We start from the raw sequence: 21,384 nt of genomic DNA, 5'->3' as shown, positions 1-21,384 counted from the left end.
GCCCCCGCGAACTCCTGATCTCCCGGCGCTCCGCCGGGGACTCCGCCACGCGCCCGCCCGCCCCCGGATGCGCCTCGCGCGACCAGCGCCGGGTCAGAACAGCGAGAGCTGCCGCCGCGCGCCCGTCATCTCATCGAAATCGGCCCCGCCCAGCCACCGCAGCACCGCGTCCGCGATCGGCTTGAGCTGCTGCGACACGTAATGGTCGTAGTCCGGCGGCGCGGTCGTCTGGCCCGCCGGCTCCGGGCCGGCGCGCGTGATCACATAGGCCACGATCCTCCCCGCGTCCCCGCCCAGCTTGCGGGCCGCCTTCACGTGCGGCGGCGTCGTCTTCGTGTAAGCGCCGAGCGGCTTCCTCAGCGCCTTCTTGTAGACGAGCTCCGCGTCGAACCGCCCCGCGCGGAGCTCCGTCACGAAGCTCCGCACGAAGCCCTCCACCGGGCGATCGTGGAAGACCAGGTCGAGCAGCTCCCGCTGGAAGCGCCGCGCCACCGCGCTCGCGTCGCGCCGCACCGCCTCGAGCCCGACGATCTCGAGCTTGTCGCCGCCCTCCCCGGCGACCAGGCCGGCATAGCGCTTCTTGCTGCCCTGCGCGGCGCCGCGCAGCTCGGGCAGGAGGAAGCGCGCATAGACCTTCTCGAACTCGAGCTCCAGCCGGCTCTCGCAGCCGAACGTCCTCGCGATCTCGGCGGCGACCGACCCGGAGATGGCCTCGCGGAGCTCCTCGGCCCGGGCGACGGCGCGCGCCGTGTCGGGCTCGCCGATATCGACGAAGAGAGAGTCGGTGTCTCCGTAAAGCACCCGGTGCCCGGCCCTCCGCACCGCCTCGGCCGTGCGCCGGATGACGTGCTGCCCGGCGCGCGTGATCGCGTTCGCGACCTCCGGGGAGAACAGGCGCGACGCGGGAGAGCCGAGCACGCCGAAGAGCGAGTTCATCAGGATCTTGATGGCCATCGCGCCCCGCTCGTCGCCCGCCCGCCGCGCCTCGGCCCGCTCGTCCCAGAGGCGCGCGACGAGCTCGGGCAAGATGCCCGGCTCGTCGCGCCGGAAGGCCGCGCCGCCCGGCGTCACGATGAGCGCCTCGGGCGGCCCGGCGCCCCCGGCGACGAACGTCAGCGGGTCGATGTTGAAGGTGCGAATGAGGCTCGGATAGAGGCTCTTGTAATCGTACACCACGATGTTGCGGTAGAGCCCCGGGAGCGAATCGAGCACCAGGCCGCCGGCGATCTCCGCCTCTCCCTCCGGCCCCTCCCTCGATACCGAGGGCGCGACCTTGCCGCGGGCGCGGAGCGCCGGCAGGTAGAGCGAGTCGATCGCGGCGATCTGCGCCCCCACGCGGTCGAGCTGCATTCCGGTGAGCAGGCTCCTCCGCACCGAGAGCTCGATGAGCCCCGTCTTCTCCAGCAGATCCCGGACGAGGCGCGCGTCCTCGAGGTTGTATTCCGCGAGCCGCGCCGGATCGTCGCGGTACGACGCCTCGATCTGCTCGCCCCGGTCGTCTGGGCCGAACAGCTTGCCGCGCCCGAGGATCGTCCGGGCGGCGGTCTCGAGGCGGTAATCGTCGAGCCGCAGGAAGGCGCCGCGGAGGAGCGCGAGGCCGTCGAGCACCACCCGCCCCGGCAGGACGGCGCGCGCCTCGCGCGAGAAGCCCGGATCGCGCAGGATCGTGATCTCGTCATCGCCCCTCCCGAGCGCGCACGGGAGCCCGGCGCGCCGGCAATAGCGCTGGATCGCGGGCAGATCGAAATCCGGGATGTTCCAGCCGGTGAGGACGTCGGGGTCCGCCTGGGCGACGAGCTCGAGGAAGCGCTCGAGGAGCGTCCGCTCGTCAGGGAAGCGCTCGACGAAGGAGGGGAGTCCGCCGGGCACCGGCTCGTCGCGGACGAGGAGGCAGCGCTCGCCGCCCGCCCCCGCGAGGCTGATGGCATAGAGGCTCTCGCCGTCGAGGCTCGTCTCGATATCGAGCGAGAGCACGCGGAGGCGGGGGACGAAGCTCGCGGGCACGAGCGTGGGATTGCGGTACACGCGCCCGACGCCCGGGCGGAGCTCGAAAGGCCCGGAGACCGCGAACGCCCCGCGGATGCCGCGATCGATGAGAAAGCGGTAGGGAAAGCGCACGTCCGCCTCGAGGGCGTCGGCGCCGGCCTCCGCCAGCCTGTCGCGCAGCGCCGCGACGTCCCGGGGGAGCGCCGCGTCGACGCGCAGGACCGGCTCTCCGTCGAGCGTCTCGAGCGCCTGCGGGGAGACGCGGCGGTCGGCGAGCCGCCGCGCGGCGTCCTCGTCGCGGGCGCGCACGAAGAAGTAGGGCCTGAACCTGTCCTCGATGACGAGCGCCGGCGCGCCGTCCTCCATCACCGCGTGGAGGTGGATCTCCGGGCACCCGGCGACGACGCGGGTCGTGGGCGTGAGGATGAAGCCGCGGTCAGGCATGTGCGAATTCGCGGAGGCCCCCAGGCGAGCTCTTCGCCAGCGCGCGAGGCGGCCCGGGGGCCGCGCCACGCTGCACTTGACCACCGGGACCGGCGCCCCGCAAGCCCCTCTCGCCCCCGGCGCAGGGGATTTCCCGGAGGAGCCCGATTGCCGAGGGAGCGGGGCCACCGCCGGAGAGGGCGCCTTTCGAGGAGGCGACCCTCCCTTGCACGGCCGATTGAACGGCGGATAACGGGCCCTCTTGGCTCGACGTGGAATCCCGAGACACGGCGCGGACGACTCGCCGGGTGTGCGGTGATCGCCCCGCGAGCGCGCCCGCGCGCAGCGCCATGAGCAGGGCAGTCCCTCGGTCTACGTCGAGAGTTACGTCGAGAGCGGGTCCGCCGCTTGCTTGACGTTCGAGACGTCGTGAGCCGCGGGCATCCACGGATCGGCCCGTGAAGCGCGCCGCGGAAATCCAGGAAGGGAATCCACCATGATGCGCCATCATTTCAAGCATCGCGTCGCGGTCACCGCCGCGCTCGCCGCGAGCGTCATCGGCAGCACCGCGCACGCGGGTGGGCGGGGAGGTCATGTCCATCAGGGCGCGCAGATCTCCCAGCAGCAGAGGCCGCAACTGGCGAGGCTGCAGCCAGCGGAGAGACGGGTATCGGACGGCGCCCTCGTCAAGGTGATCTCCGCGGCGAACCAGGGTGAGATCGCCCAGGCGAAGATCGCCCTCGAGCTGGCGAAGTCGCGCGAGGTGAAGGACTTCGCCCGGGAGATGATCAAGGCCCACACCCAGGCGGAGAACGACCTGGGCGCGCACCTCCGGCGCCTCGGGATCAAGGCGGAGCCGACGCGGGCGAGCGCCATGCTCGCCGCGCACTCGTCCATCATCGCGGCGCACCTCCGCGCGCAGCCGGTCGAGAGGTTCGACCAGGAGTACATCGCCATCCAGGTGAGGATGCACAGCTATGCCGTGCGGATTCTGGACGAGCAGGTCATCCCGCGGGTGAAAGACCAGGAGCTCAAGCAGGAGCTCCAGCGCATTCGCGACACGGCGGCGAGCCACCTGAAGCGGGCGCAGGCCATCCAGGCGACGCTGGCGGAGGGGAAGGAGCGCTAGATCCCGCGCGGCGGCCTCCCCAGGGTCAGGGGGCGAACACCGCGCGCATGCACCCCTCCGTGCGCGCCTCGAACAGGCGGTATCCGCGCGGCCCGTCATCCAGGCACATCCGGTGCGTCAGGAGGTACGACGGATCGACGTCGCCGCGCTGGATGTGATCGAGCAGCCGCGGGATGTACCGCTGTCCGTGCTGCTGACCGGTCCTGACGATGAGCGCCTTGTTCATGAGCGCGCCGAGCGGGATCTTGTCGGCGAACCCCGAATAGACGCCCACGATGGACACCGTGCCGCCCTTGCGGCACGCCAGCATCGCCTCGCGCAGCACGAGCGGGCGGTCGCTCTGCATCCGGAACGCCTGCTTCACCCGATCGACCGCGTGCTGCAGGCCCGTCCCGTCGGCCTCCATGCCCACCGCGTCGATGCAGGCGTCGGGGCCGCGCCCTCCCGTCATCTCGCGGAGCGCCTCCTGGACGTCGACCTCGGCGTAGTTGAGGGCGTCGGCGCCCCCGTGCGCCTTCGCCATCGCCAGTCGGTCCGCGATCCGGTCGATCGCGATGACGCGCTCGGCGCCGAGGAGATAGGCGCTCTTGATCGCCATCTGACCGACGCCCCCGCACCCCCAGACGGCCACGACCTGGCCCGGGCGGATGTCGCAGAGCTCGGCCGCCATGTAGCCCGTCGAGAGCGCGTCGGAGGCGAACAGGGCGCTCTCGTCCCGCACCCCGTCGGGGACCTTGAACGCGCCGTGATCGGCGAACGGCACGCGCACGTACTCGGCGTGGCTCCCCGCGAAGCCCCCGAAGGCGTGGGAGTAGCCGAAGATCGCGGCTGTCGTGTCCCCGAACACCCTGTCCGCCACCACGTGATGAGGATTCGAGTTCTCGCAGAGCGACCACAGCTCGCGCTGGCAATACGCGCACCGCCCACACCCGATGATCGACGCCACGACGACGCGATCGCCCCGCTGGACCCGCTTCACCTCCGCGCCGGTCTCCACGACCTCGCCGAGGAACTCGTGCCCGAGGATGTCGCCCTGCTTCATCGTCGGGACGTACCCGTGGAGCAGGTGCAGATCCGAGCCGCACACCGACGACAGCGAGACGCGGACGATGGCGTCGTGCGGGCTGATGAGCCTCGGCTCGGGCACCGACTCCACGACGATGTCATCCACCCCGTTCCAGCAGATCGCGCGCATGGTCACTCCCCCTCACGGTCTGTCCGGCCGGACGGCTGCCCCGCCGTCGTCGGGATCTCGCCGATCTCGATCCATTGCCTCAGCCGCCGCAGCTCGCCCCGCAGCTGCCGCCTGGGCAGCTCCGCGAGCAGCTCTCCCGCCGCGCGCGCGAGCCGCCCTCTCGGCCGCGCGCCGGGCAGCACCACCTTGATCTCCGTGCCCCCGTCGCCCGGCGCGGTCGCGAGCGAAACGACGCCTGCCGGCGTGCGCTCCGGGCCACCCGCGCCGGCCGCCCGGATCGTGGAGGCCTGCCTCTTCGCGCCGGCCTCCACGCGCCCGATGCTCGGCAGGAGGCGCCTCACGCCCGCCGCGTCCTGCAGCGCGTTCAGGACCGCCGCCCGCGCGCGGCTCACCGTGACGCTGCTCACGACCCGCGGGGCGCGGGCCCCGAACGCCCGCAGCGCCGACGCCGCGAGCTCGACCCCGAGCGCCGGCCGCTCCTCGGACAGCCCGGCGACCCGCTCGTAGATGCGGTATGCCGCCGTCTCCAGCCGGCTCAAGAGCAGCCCCGCGACTCCCCTCCTCCCCGGCAGCCGCGCGCAGCTCCCGCGCTGCGCCGCCGCGCTCTGCCGCTCTCTCCGCGGGGCTCTCTCCTGCTCCGTCGGGGGCGCGCCTTCGCCTTCGCTCCGCTCCCGGTCCGCGCTCTGCGCGCCCCTCTGCGCCGCGGCGCGCGCTCGCCGGCCAGCCTTCGCCCGTGCCATCTTTCCTCCTTCGAGCCTCGCCGAGAGAGCCCGCGAAGGCGCCTTGCAAGCAGGCGGCCACTCGCGCTGATCCAGGCGCTCACGTCTCAACGACGCTTCGAACGTGCCACCGCCGTCGCGAGCGGCCCCAACAAGGACATTCGCGCGAGCCTCGTCTCCAAGGCGAACGAAGGCGAACGAAGAGAAAGACGGATTGCAGAGAAGGAAGAAGAAGGTTGCAGGGCCTGAACTTCCAGGCGATACTCGCCGCGCCAGGACGCTCCTTGATTCAATTGACGTCCGGCCCAGCGCGAGCGCTGATTAGCATAACCTAGGTTCGGAGATATGAACGTATGAAGACTAGAATTTTCCTGCGTGCCTTTAACTTGACGGTGTGTGGACTGGCTGTCGCGGCGTTCGCGGCGTGTGGCGGCGACGACGATGGTGGCGGCGGCGGGAGCGGGGGCGCTGGCAGCGCCGGCAGCACCACCTCCTCGGGCAGCGTGGATCCGTCGACCACGACGGCGGCGAGCACGGGGACCACCGATCCCACCACGACCTCGACGGCTGCGAGCACCTCCGCGTCGACGGGCGCGGGCGCGGGCCCCCAGACGATCGAGATGATCGATGACATGGAGGACAACGACAACGCCATCCTCGCCGAGGGCGGGCGGGTCGGTTACTGGTACACCTTCAATGACGCGACGGAGGGGGCCACGCAGACCCCGCCGCCCGATCCGGAGGGGACCGGGGAAGAGCCTTTCACGATGACGGCGCTCGAGCCGGCGCGCGGGCAGAGCACGTACGCGGCGCGATCGTGGGGGACGGGCTTCACCGAGTGGGGCGCTGGCTTCGGCTTCGATCTGAACAGCCCCGAGGGGGTCAAGGCCTCCTATGACGCCTCGGCGTACACGGGAATCACCTTCTGGGCGAAGCTCGGCCCGGGCTCCGGCACGAGCGCGACCGTCATGATCTCGGACCCGGGGACGGATCCTGCCGGCGGTGCCTGCTCAGACAAGTGCGACGCGTGGCAGAAGACCTTCGCCGCCACCGAGGAGTGGCAGCAGTTCACCATTTCCTTCGCGGACCTGAAGCAGGGCGGCTGGGGCGATCCGGCGGGCACGGACCAGATCGACGCATCGAAGCTCTACTCGCTCCAGTTCCAGATCGGCAAGGCGCCCCAGTTCGACCTCTACATCGACGACCTCGGCTTCTACAACTGAGCGTCCTCGCCCGGGCCGCCCCGGGAGCCCTCGCGCCGGGGGCTCTCAACCACTCCTCTTCGCCCCCGGCGCTTCCCAGGGAACATGCGTGACGCGCGACACGCGACCGCGCGGCGCGGGTCGACGCGCGTCGACCCGAGCGCCCAGCTCCTCTTCGCGCTTCCAACAAAGTGCTTGCATCGCAGGCCCCTCCCAGGCGAACGTGGCCGCGCGCTGACGCCCCTTGCGCCCAGGACAATGCCTCTCCTCGAGCTCGCATCGATCACGAAGCAGTTCCCCGGGGTGAAAGCCCTCGATGGCGTCTCGTTCGACCTCCAGGAAGGCGAGATTCACGCCCTCTGCGGCGAGAACGGCGCGGGTAAGAGTACCCTCATCAAGATCCTCTGCGGCTACTACCCCGCAGGCACCTACGGCGGCGAGATCCGCTTGAACGGCGGCGTCGTGCAGTTCAGCAGCATGCGCAGCGCCGAGGAGCACCGGATCGCGCTGATCGCGCAGGAGCTCGCGCTCGTGCCCGATCTCACCGTCGCCGAGAACCTCGTGCTCGGGCGCGAGCCCATCCGCGGGGGGCTCATCGACTGGGACGCGGTGCGGGCCGTGGCGCGGGAGGCGCTCGCGCGCGTCGGGCTCGACATCGATCCCGAGCGCCCGATCAAGGAGCTGGGCATCGGCCAGCAGCAGATGGTCGAGATCGCGAAGGCGCTGCTCAAGGACGCGAAGATCCTCGTCCTCGACGAGCCCACAGCGGCGCTCACCGAGTCTGGCGTGAGGACGTTGCTCGGCCTGCTCCGCGACCTGCGCGCCCGCGGCGTCTCCTGCATCTACATCAGCCACCGGCTCGAGGAGGTCTTCGAGATCGCCGATCGCATCACGGTCCTCCGTGACGGGAAGTCGATCACGACCCAGCCGCGGACCGCGCTCACGCCCGACAACGTCATCTCGTACATGGTCGGCCGCGAGGTGACGAACCTCTATCCCTGCCCCCCGCCGCCGGAGGGCCCTGTCGCGATGTCGGTCCAGGGCTGGTCGGTCGAGGACGCGGGGCACCCCGGGCGGTACGTGCTGCGCGACGTGAGCTTCGAGGTGCGCGCCGGCGAGGTGCTGGGCGTCGGCGGCCTCATGGGCGCCGGCCGCACCGCGCTCCTCTCGACGATATTTGGCGCTGCAACGAGCCGCGTCACCGGCGCGATCTCGGTCCGAGGCGGACCCGCGACGCCGCCGTTCAGGGAGCCCGCGCAGGCGATCGACGCGGGCATCGCGCTCGTCAGCGAGGATCGCAAGCGCTACGGCCTCGTGCTCGAGGCGACCCTCCTCGACAACATCACGCTCGCGACCCTGCGGCGGTTCGTCAAGGGGCTCTTCCTCGATCACGCCGATCGGGAGGTCACTGCGGTCGAGCAGATGAAGGCGCTCCGGACCAAGGCGTCTGGGCCGCTCGCGCTCGCGAACCAGCTCTCGGGCGGCAACCAGCAGAAGATCGTGATCGGCAAATGGCTGATGACGGGGCCGCGCGTGCTGCTGCTCGACGAGCCGACCCGGGGAATCGACGTCGGGGCGAAGGCGGAGATCTACCAGCTCATCCACAAGCTCGCTTCGGATGGGCTCGCGGTGGTGCTCGTGTCCTCCGATCTACCGGAGCTGCTCGGCATGAGCCACCGCGTGCTGGTCCTCAACCAGGGCAGGCCGACGGCCTGCCTCGATCGGAAGGACGCGACCGCGGAGCGCGTGATGGCTGCTGCAACGAGGAAGGTGACGGAATGAGCGAGGCCAAGCTTCGCGTGCGTATCCCCTGGCGCGCCCTCTCGATGGTGGGCTCGCTCATCGCGATCTGGATTGCCTTCTCCATCACGACGGATGGGACGTTCGTGACGCCGCGCAACCTGACGCTCCTCGCGCGGCAGATGTCGGTGACCTCGATCCTGGCCATCGGCATGGTGATGGTCATCGTCTCGGGGCAGATCGATCTCTCGGTGGGCGCGCTCGCCGGTCTGCTCGGCGCCTCATCGGCGATGATCTACGTGAGCCTCGGCTGGCCGCTGCCGGCCGCCTTCGTCCTGCCGCTCCTGCTCGGGGCCGTCCTTGGCTTCGTGCAGGGCACCCTCGTGGCGCGGCTGCGGATTCCCCCCTTCATCGTCACGCTCGGCGGGATGCTCATCTTCCAGGGCTCCATGCTCGGCTTGACGGGCGGTGTGTCCATCTCGCCGGCGCGTCCTTACCTGTTCGTGGGCCAGGCGTACGTGCCGCACGCCCTCGGCTGGGCGGGCGCCGGCGTCCTCTGCGTCGGGCTGCTGTACAAGGCGGCGCGCGCGACCGGCTCGGCGCGCTACCCGTGGATCGGGCTCGCCGTGTTCTCCGTCGCGTTCGCCGCCCTGATGAACTCCTACGAGGGAGTCCCGTTCCCCGTGCTGGTCGTGCTCGTGCTCGCGACCGCGTTCACGGTGCTCGCGAAGCACACGACGTTCGGGCGGCACCTCTACGCGATCGGCGGCAACCGAGAGGCGGCCTTCTACTCCGGCATCAGCATCGATCGTCACCTCATCGCCGTGTTCACGCTGATGGGCGTGATGGCGGGCATCGCGGGCGTGGTGCTCACCGCCCGCGTCGGCTCCGCGACCTCGGACGCCGGCCGGATGATGGAGCTCGACGCGATCGCGGCCGCCGTGATCGGCGGCACGTCGCTCCTCGGCGGTCAGGGCACCATCTGGGGCGCGCTGCTCGGCGCGCTCGTCATGGCCTCGCTCGACAACGGCATGAGCCTGATGAACACGGAGAGCTTCTGGCAGCCGATCATCAAGGGCATCATCCTCATCCTGGCCGTCGGCATCGACATGGCCAGCCGCAAGACAAGAAGTCACTGAGCGGCGGCTCACCCGCTTCGGATACGGGCCCACCTCGACGTTTTCGGTGCTCAGCGCACTTGAGTGCGCTTCCGCGCCGAAAACGCCGATCTGGGCCCGTCTCCTGTGCGGGTGAGCCGCCGCTCGCGTCGCCCAGGGGAGCCGCCGCTTGCGTCGCCCAGGGGAGCCGCCGCGTGCTGAGCGGGTCATCAACAGAGCACCGGTAGGCCCCGGGAGAGGGGGTCCGCCGCGCGGCGCGGGGGATGGGCCGATGTTTGAGCCTGAGACGATGATCCTCCGGCGAAGCCGGAGGATCATCGTCTCAGGCGAGTTCGGCGGGGCCCCCGCGCCGCGCGGCGGACCCCCTCTCCCGGGGCCGTGCAGCCCGGCAGGACCTTCGGGCCGGGGCAGCCCGGCAGGACCTCACTGCGCCTGGACCGCCCCGAGCTCCGCGATCTCCTGCTCGATCTGCTCCCACTCCGCCATGAGCGCGTCGATGCGCGGCCCGAGCGCCACGTCCTCGGCCTGGAGCGCCGCGATCTCGGCCTGTCCGGTGCGCTCGAAGAAGCCGTCGCTGCAGTAGAGGTCGTGGATCGCCTTTTTTCGCGCCTCGGCCGCCTCGATGGACGCGAGCACCTTGTCGCGCCGCGCGGGCAGCTCCTTCTGCCGGTTGCGACGCCGCTTCTGCTCCTCCCAGGAGCCGCCCGCCTCGGCCGGCGCGGCCGCCTTCTGGTGGTCGCGCTTCGCCTTGAGCACCACCGTGTCGGCGTCGAGGTGATCGTCGCCGCAGCCGGCCAGGTACTCCTCGTAGGTGCCTGGGAAATCGCGCGGCCCGCTCGGCGTGACCTCGAGGATGCGCGTCGCCAGCTCGGACACGAAATAGCGATCGTGCGAGACGAAGAGCACCGTCCCCTCGAACGCCTTGAGCCCCTCGACGAGCCCCTGGATCGCCTCGAGGTCGAGGTGGTTGGTCGGCTCGTCGAGCACGAGCACGTTGGGCCGCTCGACGATGATCCGGCAGAAGATGAGCCGCGCCGCCTCGCCGCCGGAGAGCGAGCCGACGCTCTTCTCGACGTCGTTGCCAGAGAACAGCGCCTTGCCGAGCTGGCCGCGGACGTAGCTCGGCGACTCGTCGGGGCACGCCGCCCACAGGAAGGAGAGCGGCGTCATCGACCCGTCGACGAGCAGCTCGCGGTGATCCTGGGCGAAGTAGCCGACGCGGGCCTCGTGCCCCCACGACGCGCCGCCGGCGTCGGCCGCGAGCCGGCCCACGAGGATCTTGAGCAGGGTCGATTTGCCTAGCCCGTTCGGCCCGATCACCGCGACCCGCTCGCCCCGCCGCACAGACAGCGAGACGTCGCGCAGCACCTGCTTCGCGCCGTACGATTTCGAGATCCCCTTCGCCTCGAGCACGTCGCGCCCGCTCGGCCTCTGGATCGCGAACCGGAACACAGGTGAACGCCGCGACGTGTCGGCGAGCTCCTCGACCTCGATCTTCTCGATCTGCTTGAGCCGGCTCTGCGCCTGGCGCGCCTTCGTCGCCTTCGCGCCGAACCGCTCCACGAACGCGCGCTTGTCCGCGATGATCTTCTCGGCGCGGGCGATCTCGGCCTGCTTGCGCTCGCGGATCGCCTGCTTCTCGACGACGAACGCGGCGTAGTTGCCCGTGTAGAGCGTGATGGTCTCGTAGTCGACGTCGAGGATGTGCGTGGCGACGTTGTCGAGGAAGCGCTGGTCGTGGGAGATGACGAGCGCGCAGCCCTTGTAGCCGGCGAGGAACTTCTCGAGCCAGCGGATGGAGAGGATGTCGAGGTGGTTCGTGGGCTCGTCGAGCAGCAGCACGTCCGCGCCGCCGAGGAGCACCTGCGCGAGCAGCACGCGCAGCTTGAAGCCGCCCGAGAGCGTGGAGAGCGGCCTCCGGTGCGCCTCCACGGGGATGCCGAGCCCCTCGAGGACGGCGCTCGCGCGCGCCTCCAGCGTGTACCCGTCGTGGGCGCGGATGCGATCCTCCAGGTCGGCCACCCGGCCGGCGTCGCCGCCGTCCTCCGCGAGGCGCCGCGACTCGACGAGCGCCTCCCACACGACGCGATCACCCATCATCGCGAGATCCAGGATGATCTGGTCGTCGCTGAGGAACCGGTCCTGCCGGAGCACGCCCACGCGGGCGTCCTTCGGGACGCTGACGCTCCCGTCGCTCGCGGGCTCGTCGCCCGCCACGATCTTCAGGAAGGTGGTCTTCCCCGAGCCGTTCGCGCCCACCAGGCCGTAGCGGGACCCGGCGTTCAGCTTGAGCGAGACGCCCTCGAAGAGGGTCCGATCACCGAATGATTTTGCGAGGTTCGAGGTTCCGAGCATGGCGCTGTGGGGGCTTGGGTCGCGGGGCGTGGGGCTCCGCGGGCCGGGGCGGCGCGCCGTCAGCGGCGCGGCGGGGCGCACAGGCATAGCACCGCGCTCCGGGCGGGAGCCTGTGTTCGTGCGTCAGCGCGGCGCGCGGCGCGCGACGCCGGCGTGGCGCGCGCCCGGCCGGCGGGGAGGCCCGCCGGCCGGACGCCGAGGCGTCAATTGATCTCCGGGCACAGGAGCTTGTCCGAGGCGGCGTCCTTGTTGTTCCCGTCGTTGCACTCGTCGATCGCCCCGTCCGGATCGACGACGGCGTAGATCAGGATCGACAGGTTCGACGGGAACTGTTCGATGGTGGCGGTGAGATCCACGCTCGCCCCTGGCGCGATCGGCCCCGGGATGACCTCCTCGTGGAGCACCGTCCCGCCCTGGCCGGGGTCGCCCGCGTAGTACCGGATCCGCACGTCGCTGGCCGGCGCGGAGCCGGCGTTGGTGACGGTCGTCGGGACGTCGACCTGCTTCCTGTCGCACTTCGCGCCGGTCACCCGGCCGATCTCGATCTGGAGGTCCGGGCGCGCGCTGCCGGCGTCGAGCGGCGCGGTGAGCGCGTTGTTGTCCTCGTGGCACTCGCGCTCGACGGCGTCCTCGTCGACGACCGCGCGCAGGCGGGCGGGCAGCGTCCCCTGCGCGTTGTTCGCGGCGTCGTACCTCACCGTCAGGAGCAGCGAGCTGTGCGGCTCGATGCTGCTCTGGAGGACGAACTGCAGCGGGGCGAGGTCCTCACCGTAGAGCGGCTCATCAACGTCCGGCGTGTCCCACTCGCCGTAGAAGTTGATGGCGACGCCGGGGCCCACGCGGAGATCGCCGAGGTTCTCGACGCGCACCGTGATGGCGATCTCGTCGGTGAGCTCGCCGCAGGTCGCGTCCGGGGACGAGACCTGGATGCCGCTCAGCGCGAGATCCGGCGCGATGCCGTACGACCGCGGGTTCGAGCGGTAGGTGTTGTAGACGCGGCCGCCGTACGCCTTCCAGCTCTCGGGCTCCCGCACGGGGATGCCGCCATTCTCGAGCACGTTCGTCACGTGGTAGCTGTGCTGGTTCCAGATGCGGCGCGCCGAGACCCAGAGGTCCTTCTGCGCGCCCCAGACCTCGAGGCCGTTGTTGTAGTCGGCGCCCTCCGAGCAGTGGTTGGACTCGTTCGAGGTGCCGAACACGATCTCCGCGTTGCCGTCGTTGTCGACGTCGGCGACGATCGGGTACTCGGACCGGGTGCGGCTCGGCGAGTGCTCCTTGAACAGGACGTCGGCCGTCACGCCGTCGTAGATGCGGAAGTAGCACTCGTCGTTGTAGATGACCTCGGCGGCGCCGTCGCCGTTGAAGTCGAACACGCTCGACCCGGTGGTGCGGCTCGAGTCGTCCTCGGTCAAGCGCTGCCAGCCGTTGTGGTAGCAGACGCAGGTGCCCCGCTGCTGGTTGCACGTCGCCGCGCCCGGGGCGCCGCAGTCCTCGTCGGTGGTGCACGGCTTCCCGTTCGGGGTCCGCGGCGGGTTGCCCTGGAGCCCCGTCCCCGCGTCGGTGAACGCGTTGGGCCACGCCGGGCACTCGGCCGTCGGCTCCTGGAGATCGAACATCATGTAGCGGAGGCCGAACGCCGTGCCGACCTCCGGGAAGCCGTCGCCGTCGAAGTCGTCCACGTTCGGGGCGCCGCCGTCGAAGGTGGTGCCCTCGGCCGTCATCACCTGGTGGCGCTGGATGGTGCCGTTCTGCCCGTTGAGCACGAAGAAGTGCCCGTTGTTGAACAGGATCACCTCCGGGCGCTGATCGAGCGGGTTGTTCGGCCCGGGCGCGGCGGCCTGGTTGCGCCCGAGGATGTCGGCCACGGCGCAGAGGCCGTCTCGCTGCGCGTTCGGGATCTGGGCCGTGCCGTTGACGATCTGCCCGTCCCAGAGCTCGAGGAGCCTCCCCTCGCAGAACGCCGTCGCGTCCTCGTTGGCGTAGGGCGGCGTGCACCCGGCCCTGCTCGTCACGCCGGCCGGCGGGCGGGGCAGCCGGTAGGCGGTGCTGCCCGCGACGATCTCCAGCCGGGGGTCGTCGTCGAGGTTCGCGACGCACGCGATGGGCCCGAGCCGGTTCTGCGGGTTCGTCGGTGACCCCTGTATCCCTTGCGCCTTGTCGCCCTTGAAGTGGTCGACGATCGAGAGCTCGCGGGTGTCCTTGTCGACGCTGAGCGTGAACACGTGCGGCCCGACCACGATCTCCGGGAGCCCCTCTCCGTCGATGTTGGCGAGCGCGGGCGACGGCTCGTTGTAGCCCGTCCAGATCTCGTTCACGAGGACCTTGGTCTCGCCCGTGTTGCTGAAGATCTGGAGCCCTGTCTTCGTCACCTCCGTGGCCCCAGACCCCGTCACGACGGCGGTGATCGCGACGATCTCGGGGACGCCGTCGCCGTCGAGATCACCGACGGCGAGCCCGGCGGTCGGCATCAGCGTCGCGTCGGCGCAGGCGTAGGGCGCGTCGATGGGGTCGCCTTCGTGCCAGACCTGCGCGCCGAGCACCGCGAAGTAGTTCTCTCCCTTGCGGGGCCCGCCGCCGTGGATCGCCCGGAGGACGCCCTGCTTGCCGAAATTCGAGCCGCAGAACGTCGTGAAGATGATCTCGGGGAAGTCGAGCTCGTTGATGAGCCCGTCGCCGTTGTCGTCGTCGAGGTTGGCGACAAGCGGCGTCATGACGGTCTGCGCCGAGGTCTTGAACGGGCTGTTGGCGGCGTCGGAGTTGGCGCGGTTCTGCCCTCCCCACTGGATCTCGTTCTGCGGCAGGGCGCCCGCGAACGGCTCCGGCGGCAAGAGGCACGTCGGCGCGGCGCCGGTGCCTGCGCAGGAGCCGACCTCGCAGGCGGCGTACGTCGGGCAGTCCCAGTCGTCCTCGCAGGGGCAGCTGGCGTGCCCGGCGCCGTCGTCGGTGCACGTGCTCTCGAAGTAGGCCTCTCCGCCGCACGTGAAGAGCTCGCTCGTCGTGCTGCCGTTCGACACGCACAGCCGGAGGCTGTCGCCGTCGCACGTCCGCGCTCCGGCCGTGCAGGCGTCGACGACGCAGATGGTGCCGTTGCAGAACTGGTCGACGGCGCACTGGAGGTCGCTCTCGCAGGCGATATCGACGCAGCGCGCGCCCGCATCCGGGGGCGTCTCGCACACCTCGGTCGCGTCGCAGGTGAGGTCGTCGCACGTGTTGTTGACGCAGGTGCCTTGTCCGTCCTCCTCCTCGCAGTGCTGGTCGGCCCGGCAGCTCACGCCCTCACAGCCAGTCCCGCCGCCGGCGCCGCCCGAGGCGGCCATCGACCCGACGAACCCGCCGCCTTCGCTCGAGCTGCTGCTCGCGCCGCCGTCGCCCCCGCCGCCATCGCCGGGCGGCATCACGACATCCGGATCGCCGCCGCAGGCGGCTACAGCGAACAAAAACCAAGGAAGGGCGCGGGGAAGCAACCGCCGGGGGCACGTGGGCATGAGGCGATTGTACGAGCGCGCTGTCGGCATGGAAGCGCGTTCGCGCGCGGGATCGTGCGGCGAGTGGGAGCTCTGCCCACGATGGCCACGATGGACGTCGCTTTGCGGCAGGGGGCAGCTGCGCGGCGGAATGGGCGCGCGGACCGCCCTGGGGGCCGTGGGGACGGCCGTTCCGGGAGGGGCCGGGCTCAGCGGGCGTGCGGGAACGACGGTTCGACTTGGCGGCGCCAGCGTCGCTGCTCTGTCACGATCCGGCCCAGAGCACTGTGGCGCCGTAGCGAGTGAGCAGCTCGTCCACTGTGACGAGCGCTGCGCCTTCGCAAAGCGCCTGTGCCACGAGGAGGCGATCGAAGGGATCTCGGTGATGGTACGGCAAGGCGGCGGACGAGATCGCGTGACGGGAGGTCACGGGGAGCTCGATCGCTTCGAGCGCGGCGATGACCCGCGGGACGAGGAGCTCCGGCTTTTCGGGGAGCGGGAGCTTGCCGATCGCGTACTTGACCGCGATCTCCCAGGCGCTTGCGGCGGAGATCAGGAGGGTGTTGTGAGGATCCTCGATGGCCTGACGGGCCGTCGCGGCGATGCGCTCCGGCGTGAGCACAGCCCAGAGCCACACATGGGTGTCAAGGAGCAGCTTCACGTCTCGTCATCTCCCTCGAAAGCGCGCAGCATGTCCTCGGGCAGGGGAGCGTCAAAATCGTCAGGGACGTCGAACAGGCCTCGGAGCGCCCCGAGCGTGCGCGTCGGTGGCGTGAGCCTGCGCGGGGCCGACTCCTCCTCGAGGATGATCACCTCGACGTTCTTGCCCGCGAGCGCCGAGAGCTCCGGGATGTGGAGGATATCGGAGGTGACCTGGGTGCGAATGCGGATCGCGTTGGCCATGGTGGGCAGGAGGGACTGTAGCGCACGTCAGGAGCCTCGCGGCGCGCCGCCGAAAGCGCGCGGCGGCAAAAGGCGAGCGGGAGGGACCTCCACGCCTCACGCCCCGCCGCTCTCCAGCGCCTCTTGCAGCGCGCGCACCTCGCGCGCGAACGCGGGCTCGGTGCGCAGCGCGGCCGTCCGCTCATCCGGCAGCGCCAGCGTGCGGTCGGCGACGACGCGCGCCGGCCGCGGGGACAGGACGACGGCGCGCTCGGCGAGGTAGGCGGCCTCGGTGATCGAGTGGGTCACGAAGAGCACCGTCATGCCGAGCTCGGCCCAGAGCGCGCGGAGCTCGTCGTCGAGCCGGCTCCTCGTGAGCTCGTCGAGCGCGGCGAACGGCTCGTCGAGCAGGAGCAGCCGCGGGCGCGTGACCAGCGCGCGGGCCAGCGATACGCGCATGCGCATGCCGCCGGAGAGCTCGGCCGGGTAGCGCGCGCCCGCGTCGGCCAGGCCGACCTGGACGAGCGCGGCCCGCGCCGCCGCGTGGCGCTCGTCGAGCGGCGCGCCGGCGAGCTCGAGCGGCAGGGCGGCGTTCTCGAGGACGCTCCGCCAGGGCAGGAGGTGGGCGTCCTGGAAGACGTACGCGAGGGGCGCGCGCGCGCCGCCTGCGCCGCTTCCGCCGCCCTGCGTCTCCTCGGCCTCCACGACTGCCGCGCCGGTGTCGGCGCGGTCCAGCCCGGCGACGAGCCGCAGCAGGGTGGATTTGCCGCACCCGGAGGGCCCGAGCAGCGCGACGAACGCGCCGGGCGCGATGTCGAGATCGATGCCGTCGATCGCGATCACGCCGGGGGCGCCGTCCCTCGGCCCTCGGCCCGCGTCGTCCAGCACCGGGAAGACGCGCCGGACGCCGGTCAGCCGCACGCGGACGCCGCCGCTCGTCCTGGCCTTGTTCGTCTGCATCTGCGCCCGGCGTTCTATCCGCGCCGCCGCCGGTTGACCAGGCGCTCGTGCGCCGCGCGCCCTCAGCTCGCCGAGGCCGTTCGCACGCAGCGGAAACCGCCGCCGGCGAAGCGGTAGTGCGCCTCGAAGCTCGTGCGCGCCCAGGTGCGGAGCGACTGCGCGCCGTACATCCACGAGCCGCCGCGCATCACGAGCAGCGGCCGATCCGAAGGCCGCGTGTTGCGCGGGTTGTGGGAGGGGCCGTCCGCGTAGAAGTGCGGATCGTCGTAGTCCTCGCACCACTCCCACACGTTGCCGGCGAGGTCGAGGATGCCATACGGGGAGGCGCCCCCCGGCAGCGAGCCGACGGGCACCGTCCCGCCCTCGCGGTTGTCGTAGTTCGCGCGCGTGGGCCCGGGCTCGGCGCGCCCCCACGGGTATTTGCGGCCGTCGGTGCCGCGCGCGGCCTTCTCCCACTCGGCCTCGGTCGGCAGGCGCTTGCCGGCCCAGTTGGCGTAGGCCCGCGCGTCGTCCCACGACACGTACACAACCGGGTGGTCCTCGAGGCCCGCGGGGATCTCGCCGCGCCTGAAATGGGCGAGGAGCCGGCTCGCGTCGTCGTCGTCGGGGCGGTACCCGGTCACGTCGAGGAACGCCTTGAACTGGCGGTTCGTGACCGGCGTGCGATCCATGTAGAAGGCGTCGACATGGACCTTCCTGCGCTGCTGCCCGCTCAGGAACGGCCCGCCGGGGACGAGGATCATCTGCTCGCCGGTCTTCTCGCGGACCGTCGGCGCGAGCTCGCGCCCATCGGACGAGGGCCGCGACGGGGCGGGCGAGAACTCCGAGAGCGCCTCGTCGAGCCGCGCCCGGAACTCCGCGCACGACGCCGGCCGCCCTGCCGGGTCCTTCGACAGCGCGTCGAGCACGAGCCGGTCGAGGGCCGGCGGGATGTCGGGGCGCAGCGACGAGGGGGGCGCCGGGGCGTCGGCGACGTGGGCCATCATCACGGCGAAGTGGTTGGGGCTGTCGAACGGCACCTGCCCTGTCGTCAGCTTGTAGAGCGTCACGCCGAGAGAGTAGATGTCCGAGCGCCGATCCGCGGCGTGGGGGCTCTTCACCTGCTCGGGCGACATGTAACAACACGTCCCGAGGAACGCGCCGCTCAGCGTGTACGTCGTCCCCTCCAGGATCTTGGCGATGCCGAAGTCGACGATCTTGGGGGAGAGGCCGTCTTTCCCGGTCGTGACGAGGATGTTGTCGGGCTTGAGGTCGCGGTGGATGATGCCCATGCGGTGCCCCTCGTCCATCGCCTCGAGGACGCCGCCGAACAGCGCGCGGATCTCCTGGAACGGGATGCGCCCGCGCCACCGCTCGAGGTGCCGCACCAGCGTCGACCCGTCGACGTACTCCATGACGATCGCGAGCAGGTGATCGCGCTCGACGAAATCGTAGACGGCGACCACGTTGTCGTGGCTCCAGGAGCGGAGCACCCGCGCTTCCCGCGCGAACCGCCGCCGGATCTCCGGGTTGCCGCAGAGGTTCGAGTGCAGGCATTTGACGGCCACGACGCGCTCGCGCGCCCGGTCGTAAGCGCGGTAGACGACGCCCATGCCGCCCTCGCCGAGCGTCGACTCGATGCGATAGACGCTGATCTCCGTCCCGGGCAAGAGCCGCACCGGCGGCAGCGGCAGGGAGGTTGGCGGCAGCCCGACGGCGCCGGGCTGCGTCGCGGGGAACGCCGTCGGGGCGAGGGCGGGGCCGGGATCCGGGGCGGTGACGAGCCGGCCGCACGAGGGGCAGAAGCGGGCGTTCTCCGGGAGCGGAGCGCTGCAGCCGGCGCACCGGGGAGGCGAGTCCTGGCCCATCGGTGGCCCGGGAGTCTCGCACAGGTCGGGGCGGCCGTGGGCGGCGAATGTGCGGCGCCCCGGAGCCGGTGACATCGACGGAGGTGATGTAAGATCCGGCCCATGGACGACTGGCTCCACCGCGCGCCGACCGCCTTTCGCGGCAAGCGCATCTTCCGGCTCGGGCTCGCGGCGAACTACGGCATCGACGAGGGCGGGGTGCGCGCGGCGATGGACCGGGGCGTCAACCTCTTCCTCTGGACGATGCGCTCGGGCGGGCTCGGCAACCCGCTGCGCGAGGCGCTGAAGGGGCGCCGCGACAGCGTGGCGGTGGTCGGCTTCGCGCAGGCCGGCTGGTTCGGCTGGGGCGTGCGCCGGGGCGCCGAGAAGCTGCTCCGGGAGCTCGGGACCGACCACCTCGATGTCTATCTGCTCGGCTGGCTCGGCGTCGGGTCTGCCTGGACGAGCGCGACCGAGCGCGAGCTCGTGCACCTGCGCGAGAGCGGCAAGGTGCGGGCGCTCGGGGTGAGCATCCACGATCGCGCGCGGGCAGGCAGCCTGGCCGAGTCGTCGCCGCTCGACCTGCTCATGATCCGCTACAACGCCGCGCACCCCGGCGCGGAGCGTGACATCTTCCCGCGCGTGCGCGACGCGAAGCCGAGCATCCTCGCCTACACGGCGACGGCGTGGCGTCGGCTGCTGAAGCAGCCGAAGGGCTGGGATCGCCCGGCGATGACGGCCGGCGACTGCTATCGATTCCAGCTCTCCAGCCCGCACGTGGATCTCGCGCTGACGGGGCCGAAGAGCCGCGCCGAGGTGGAGGCGAACCTCGACGCGCTCGCGAAGGGCCCGCTCACCGCCGACGAGGAGGCGTGGATGCGGGAGTTCGGGCGCGCCGTGCACGGGTGAGGGGGGAGGCGTCGGTGGATCGGCTGATCATCGCGAGCACCGTTGTTCTGCCGGCGGAGGCGGCGCGCTCGCTCTCGGAGGGCGTCGCTCCGCACGCGCTCGAGCTGGCCGCGGCGCGCTCGGCGAAGAACCTCGCCGTCGTCGCGCCGGATCCGCTCGTCCTGGGCGCCGAGGTCGTCTTTGGCCAGCCGCACCCGGACGACGTGTGCGCGGCGCCGCGGCTCCGCTGGGTGCACCTCAGCACCGCGGGGTACGCCCGCTACGACGTGGCGGCCGTGCGCGCCGCGCTCGCCGCCCGCGGCGCCGCCCTGACGACGAGCAGCGGTGTCTACGCCGATCCCTGCGCGGAGCACGCGCTCGCGTTCCTGCTCTCGGCCTCGCGGCGGCTGCCCGAGTGCCTCGAGAACCAGCTCGGTCCGCGCGGCTGGCCCGACGCCTCCGTGCGGTCGAGGAGCGCGCTCCTGCGCGGCCGGCGGGTGCTCCTCCTCGGCTTCGGCGCCATCGGCCGCCGCCTCGCCGAGCTGCTCGCCCCGTTCGATGTGGATCTGCGCGTCCTGCGCGCCCGCCCCCGCGGCGGCGAGACCTTCCGCGTGGTCGTGAGGGAGGAGCTGGGCGACGCCTTCGCCTGGGCGGATCACGTGGTCTCGAGCCTGCCCGAGGCCGAGGGCACGCGGCGGCTGGTCTCGGCCGCGCTGCTCGGGCGGATGCGGCCGGACGCGTGGTTCTACAACGTCGGCCGGGGCATCACGGTGGACCAGGCCGCGCTGCTCGAGGCGCTCGAGGCGCGCCGCATCGCGGGCGCGTACATCGACGTGACGGATCCCGAGCCGCTGCCGCCGGAGCACCCGCTCTGGCGCGCCCCGGGCTGCACCATCACGCCGCACACAGCTGGCGGGCGGCGCGAGGAGCCGATGGCGCAGGTCGAGCATTTCCTGGCGAACCTGCGGCGGTTCGAGCGGGGGGAGCCGCTCGTCGACCGGGTGATCTGAGGCGGCGGCGCGCGCGGGCAGCGGGCGGCGCGTCACTCCAGCCGGAGCTGATACCGAGGCAACGGGTCTCTGCTCGTCCCCTGCAGCCACCTGGCGTCGTGCCGCCACGCGCCATTCACCTCCTCGCGGCAGCGCGTCTCGACCGTCATCGTCCCCCCGGAGAACAGGAGGAGATTGTACTGGAGGGGGTATCCCGGCACCCATTGCCGCGCGGGCGCGCCGAAGGTGCCGGCGGAGGCGAGCTCGAGCCGCCTGCCGCCCGGGCTCATGTCGCACCGTGATGAGCTCATCGCGATGCGTGAATCGGATGTTCGCCGCTTGCTCTCCTTTGATGATCAGCTCGGCGATCTTGACGTCCTTCTGGCGATCCATCTGGATGATCCGGAATCGGCCGGAGAGGTCGGGCAGCGCCTCAATGAACGAGCTACCGATCGGGTTGATCCCTATGAGGGTCACCTTGGCCTAAGGCCGCTCCTGATCCGCGAGG

Annotated in this window: 16 protein-coding genes; 6 read left to right on the top strand and 10 right to left on the bottom strand. The window is 71.4% G+C overall.

What is annotated here, in order from left to right:
• Positions 1-93: 93 nt before the first annotated feature.
• The gene (locus WMF14_RS30610) at positions 94-2,430 is read right to left on the bottom strand and encodes a DNA polymerase II (protein WP_437791882.1); all 2,337 of its coding nucleotides are present in this window, start codon (positions 2,428-2,430) and stop codon (positions 94-96) included.
• A 475-nt stretch (positions 2,431-2,905) separates the two neighbouring features.
• Between WMF14_RS30610 and WMF14_RS30605 the strand changes: the two genes are divergently transcribed.
• Entirely contained in the window at positions 2,906-3,538 is a 633-nt protein-coding gene (locus tag WMF14_RS30605; protein WP_437791880.1) for a DUF4142 domain-containing protein, read from the top strand.
• 25 nt (positions 3,539-3,563) lie between these two features.
• Here the strand turns inward: WMF14_RS30605 and WMF14_RS30600 are convergent, their stop codons facing one another.
• Together WMF14_RS30600 and WMF14_RS30595 are read right to left on the bottom strand one after the other, a co-directional pair.
• Entirely contained in the window at positions 3,564-4,733 is a 1,170-nt protein-coding gene (locus WMF14_RS30600; protein WP_437791877.1) for a zinc-dependent alcohol dehydrogenase, read from the bottom strand.
• A gap of 2 nt (positions 4,734-4,735) precedes the next feature.
• Entirely contained in the window at positions 4,736-5,473 is a 738-nt protein-coding gene (locus tag WMF14_RS30595) for a hypothetical protein (protein WP_437791874.1), read from the bottom strand.
• Between the two features lie 332 nt (positions 5,474-5,805).
• Here WMF14_RS30595 and WMF14_RS30590 point away from each other — a divergent pair, with 332 nt between their 5' ends.
• From WMF14_RS30590 to WMF14_RS30580, 3 genes are all read left to right on the top strand, one after another.
• The gene (locus WMF14_RS30590; RefSeq protein ID WP_437791871.1) at positions 5,806-6,675 is read left to right on the top strand and encodes a hypothetical protein; all 870 of its coding nucleotides are present in this window, start codon (positions 5,806-5,808) and stop codon (positions 6,673-6,675) included.
• Positions 6,676-6,912: 237 nt separating this feature from the next.
• Positions 6,913-8,436, top strand: a complete 1,524-nt coding sequence (locus WMF14_RS30585; protein WP_437791869.1) for a sugar ABC transporter ATP-binding protein — start codon at positions 6,913-6,915, stop codon at positions 8,434-8,436.
• Positions 8,433-9,533 carry a sugar ABC transporter permease gene (locus WMF14_RS30580; protein WP_272094433.1) on the top strand — a complete coding sequence of 367 codons (1,101 nt, stop codon included), beginning with the start codon at positions 8,433-8,435 and terminating at the stop codon, positions 9,531-9,533. The genes WMF14_RS30585 and WMF14_RS30580 overlap by 4 nt, the downstream gene beginning before the upstream one ends.
• 402 nt (positions 9,534-9,935) lie before the next feature.
• Here the strand turns inward: WMF14_RS30580 and WMF14_RS30575 are convergent, their stop codons facing one another.
• The 6 genes from WMF14_RS30575 to WMF14_RS30550 all read right to left on the bottom strand — a co-directional run bounded on the left by WMF14_RS30575 (position 9,936) and on the right by WMF14_RS30550 (position 19,020).
• The gene (locus WMF14_RS30575; RefSeq protein ID WP_437791865.1) at positions 9,936-11,867 is read right to left on the bottom strand and encodes an ABC-F family ATP-binding cassette domain-containing protein; all 1,932 of its coding nucleotides are present in this window, start codon (positions 11,865-11,867) and stop codon (positions 9,936-9,938) included.
• 203 nt (positions 11,868-12,070) lie between these two features.
• A complete protein-coding gene (locus tag WMF14_RS30570; protein ID WP_437791862.1) occupies positions 12,071-15,262 on the bottom strand; it encodes a CARDB domain-containing protein in 3,192 nt (1,063 codons plus the stop codon).
• A gap of 334 nt (positions 15,263-15,596) precedes the next feature.
• On the bottom strand, positions 15,597-15,992 hold the full coding sequence (locus tag WMF14_RS30565) for a type II toxin-antitoxin system VapC family toxin (RefSeq protein WP_437791859.1): 396 nt from the start codon (positions 15,990-15,992) through the stop codon (positions 15,597-15,599).
• Positions 15,989-16,234, bottom strand: coding sequence for a hypothetical protein (locus WMF14_RS30560; protein ID WP_437791857.1), 246 nt, complete (start codon positions 16,232-16,234; stop codon positions 15,989-15,991). Before WMF14_RS30560 ends, WMF14_RS30565 begins: the two co-directional genes overlap by 4 nt.
• 96 nt (positions 16,235-16,330) lie before the next feature.
• Positions 16,331-17,173: an ABC transporter ATP-binding protein gene (locus WMF14_RS30555; RefSeq protein ID WP_437791854.1), complete on the bottom strand. Its 843-nt coding sequence runs from the start codon at positions 17,171-17,173 to the stop codon at positions 16,331-16,333.
• A gap of 62 nt (positions 17,174-17,235) precedes the next feature.
• Positions 17,236-19,020 carry an SUMF1/EgtB/PvdO family nonheme iron enzyme gene (locus WMF14_RS30550; protein WP_437791851.1) on the bottom strand — a complete coding sequence of 595 codons (1,785 nt, stop codon included), beginning with the start codon at positions 19,018-19,020 and terminating at the stop codon, positions 17,236-17,238.
• A gap of 102 nt (positions 19,021-19,122) precedes the next feature.
• Here WMF14_RS30550 and WMF14_RS30545 point away from each other — a divergent pair, with 102 nt between their 5' ends.
• The gene (locus tag WMF14_RS30545) at positions 19,123-19,908 is read left to right on the top strand and encodes an aldo/keto reductase (RefSeq protein ID WP_437791848.1); all 786 of its coding nucleotides are present in this window, start codon (positions 19,123-19,125) and stop codon (positions 19,906-19,908) included.
• Positions 19,909-19,922: 14 nt separating this feature from the next.
• Positions 19,923-20,897, top strand: a complete 975-nt coding sequence (locus WMF14_RS30540; RefSeq protein ID WP_437791846.1) for an NAD(P)-dependent oxidoreductase — start codon at positions 19,923-19,925, stop codon at positions 20,895-20,897.
• A 32-nt stretch (positions 20,898-20,929) separates the two neighbouring features.
• Here the strand turns inward: WMF14_RS30540 and WMF14_RS30535 are convergent, their stop codons facing one another.
• The gene (locus WMF14_RS30535; protein WP_437791843.1) at positions 20,930-21,187 is read right to left on the bottom strand and encodes a hypothetical protein; all 258 of its coding nucleotides are present in this window, start codon (positions 21,185-21,187) and stop codon (positions 20,930-20,932) included.
• Positions 21,188-21,384: the final 197 nt, after the last annotated feature.

This window comes from Sorangium sp. So ce693, from assembly GCF_051521375.1.
GTDB lineage: Bacteria > Myxococcota_A > Polyangia > Polyangiales > Polyangiaceae > Sorangium > Sorangium atrum.
This window is presented reverse-complemented; position numbering and strand designations above follow the sequence as displayed.

Excerpts from the sequence above, each read along its gene's own strand:
- WMF14_RS30555 (WP_437791854.1), bottom strand. The coding sequence starts at position 17,173 with ATGCAGACGAACAAGGCCAGGACGAGCGGCGGCGTCCGCGTGCGGCTG.
- WMF14_RS30600 (WP_437791877.1), bottom strand. The coding sequence starts at position 4,733 with ATGCGCGCGATCTGCTGGAACGGGGTGGATGACATCGTCGTGGAGTCG.
- WMF14_RS30535 (WP_437791843.1), bottom strand. The coding sequence starts at position 21,187 with ATGAGCTCATCACGGTGCGACATGAGCCCGGGCGGCAGGCGGCTCGAG.
- WMF14_RS30570 (WP_437791862.1), bottom strand. The coding sequence starts at position 15,262 with ATGCCGCCCGGCGATGGCGGCGGGGGCGACGGCGGCGCGAGCAGCAGC.
- WMF14_RS30610 (WP_437791882.1), bottom strand. The coding sequence starts at position 2,430 with ATGCCTGACCGCGGCTTCATCCTCACGCCCACGACCCGCGTCGTCGCC.
- WMF14_RS30605 (WP_437791880.1), top strand. The coding sequence starts at position 2,906 with ATGATGCGCCATCATTTCAAGCATCGCGTCGCGGTCACCGCCGCGCTC.
- WMF14_RS30585 (WP_437791869.1), top strand. The coding sequence starts at position 6,913 with ATGCCTCTCCTCGAGCTCGCATCGATCACGAAGCAGTTCCCCGGGGTG.
- WMF14_RS30580 (WP_272094433.1), top strand. The coding sequence starts at position 8,433 with ATGAGCGAGGCCAAGCTTCGCGTGCGTATCCCCTGGCGCGCCCTCTCG.
- WMF14_RS30575 (WP_437791865.1), bottom strand. The coding sequence starts at position 11,867 with ATGCTCGGAACCTCGAACCTCGCAAAATCATTCGGTGATCGGACCCTC.
- WMF14_RS30590 (WP_437791871.1), top strand. The coding sequence starts at position 5,806 with ATGAAGACTAGAATTTTCCTGCGTGCCTTTAACTTGACGGTGTGTGGA.
- WMF14_RS30550 (WP_437791851.1), bottom strand. The coding sequence starts at position 19,020 with ATGGGCCAGGACTCGCCTCCCCGGTGCGCCGGCTGCAGCGCTCCGCTC.
- WMF14_RS30595 (WP_437791874.1), bottom strand. The coding sequence starts at position 5,473 with ATGGCACGGGCGAAGGCTGGCCGGCGAGCGCGCGCCGCGGCGCAGAGG.
- WMF14_RS30560 (WP_437791857.1), bottom strand. The coding sequence starts at position 16,234 with ATGGCCAACGCGATCCGCATTCGCACCCAGGTCACCTCCGATATCCTC.
- WMF14_RS30545 (WP_437791848.1), top strand. The coding sequence starts at position 19,123 with ATGGACGACTGGCTCCACCGCGCGCCGACCGCCTTTCGCGGCAAGCGC.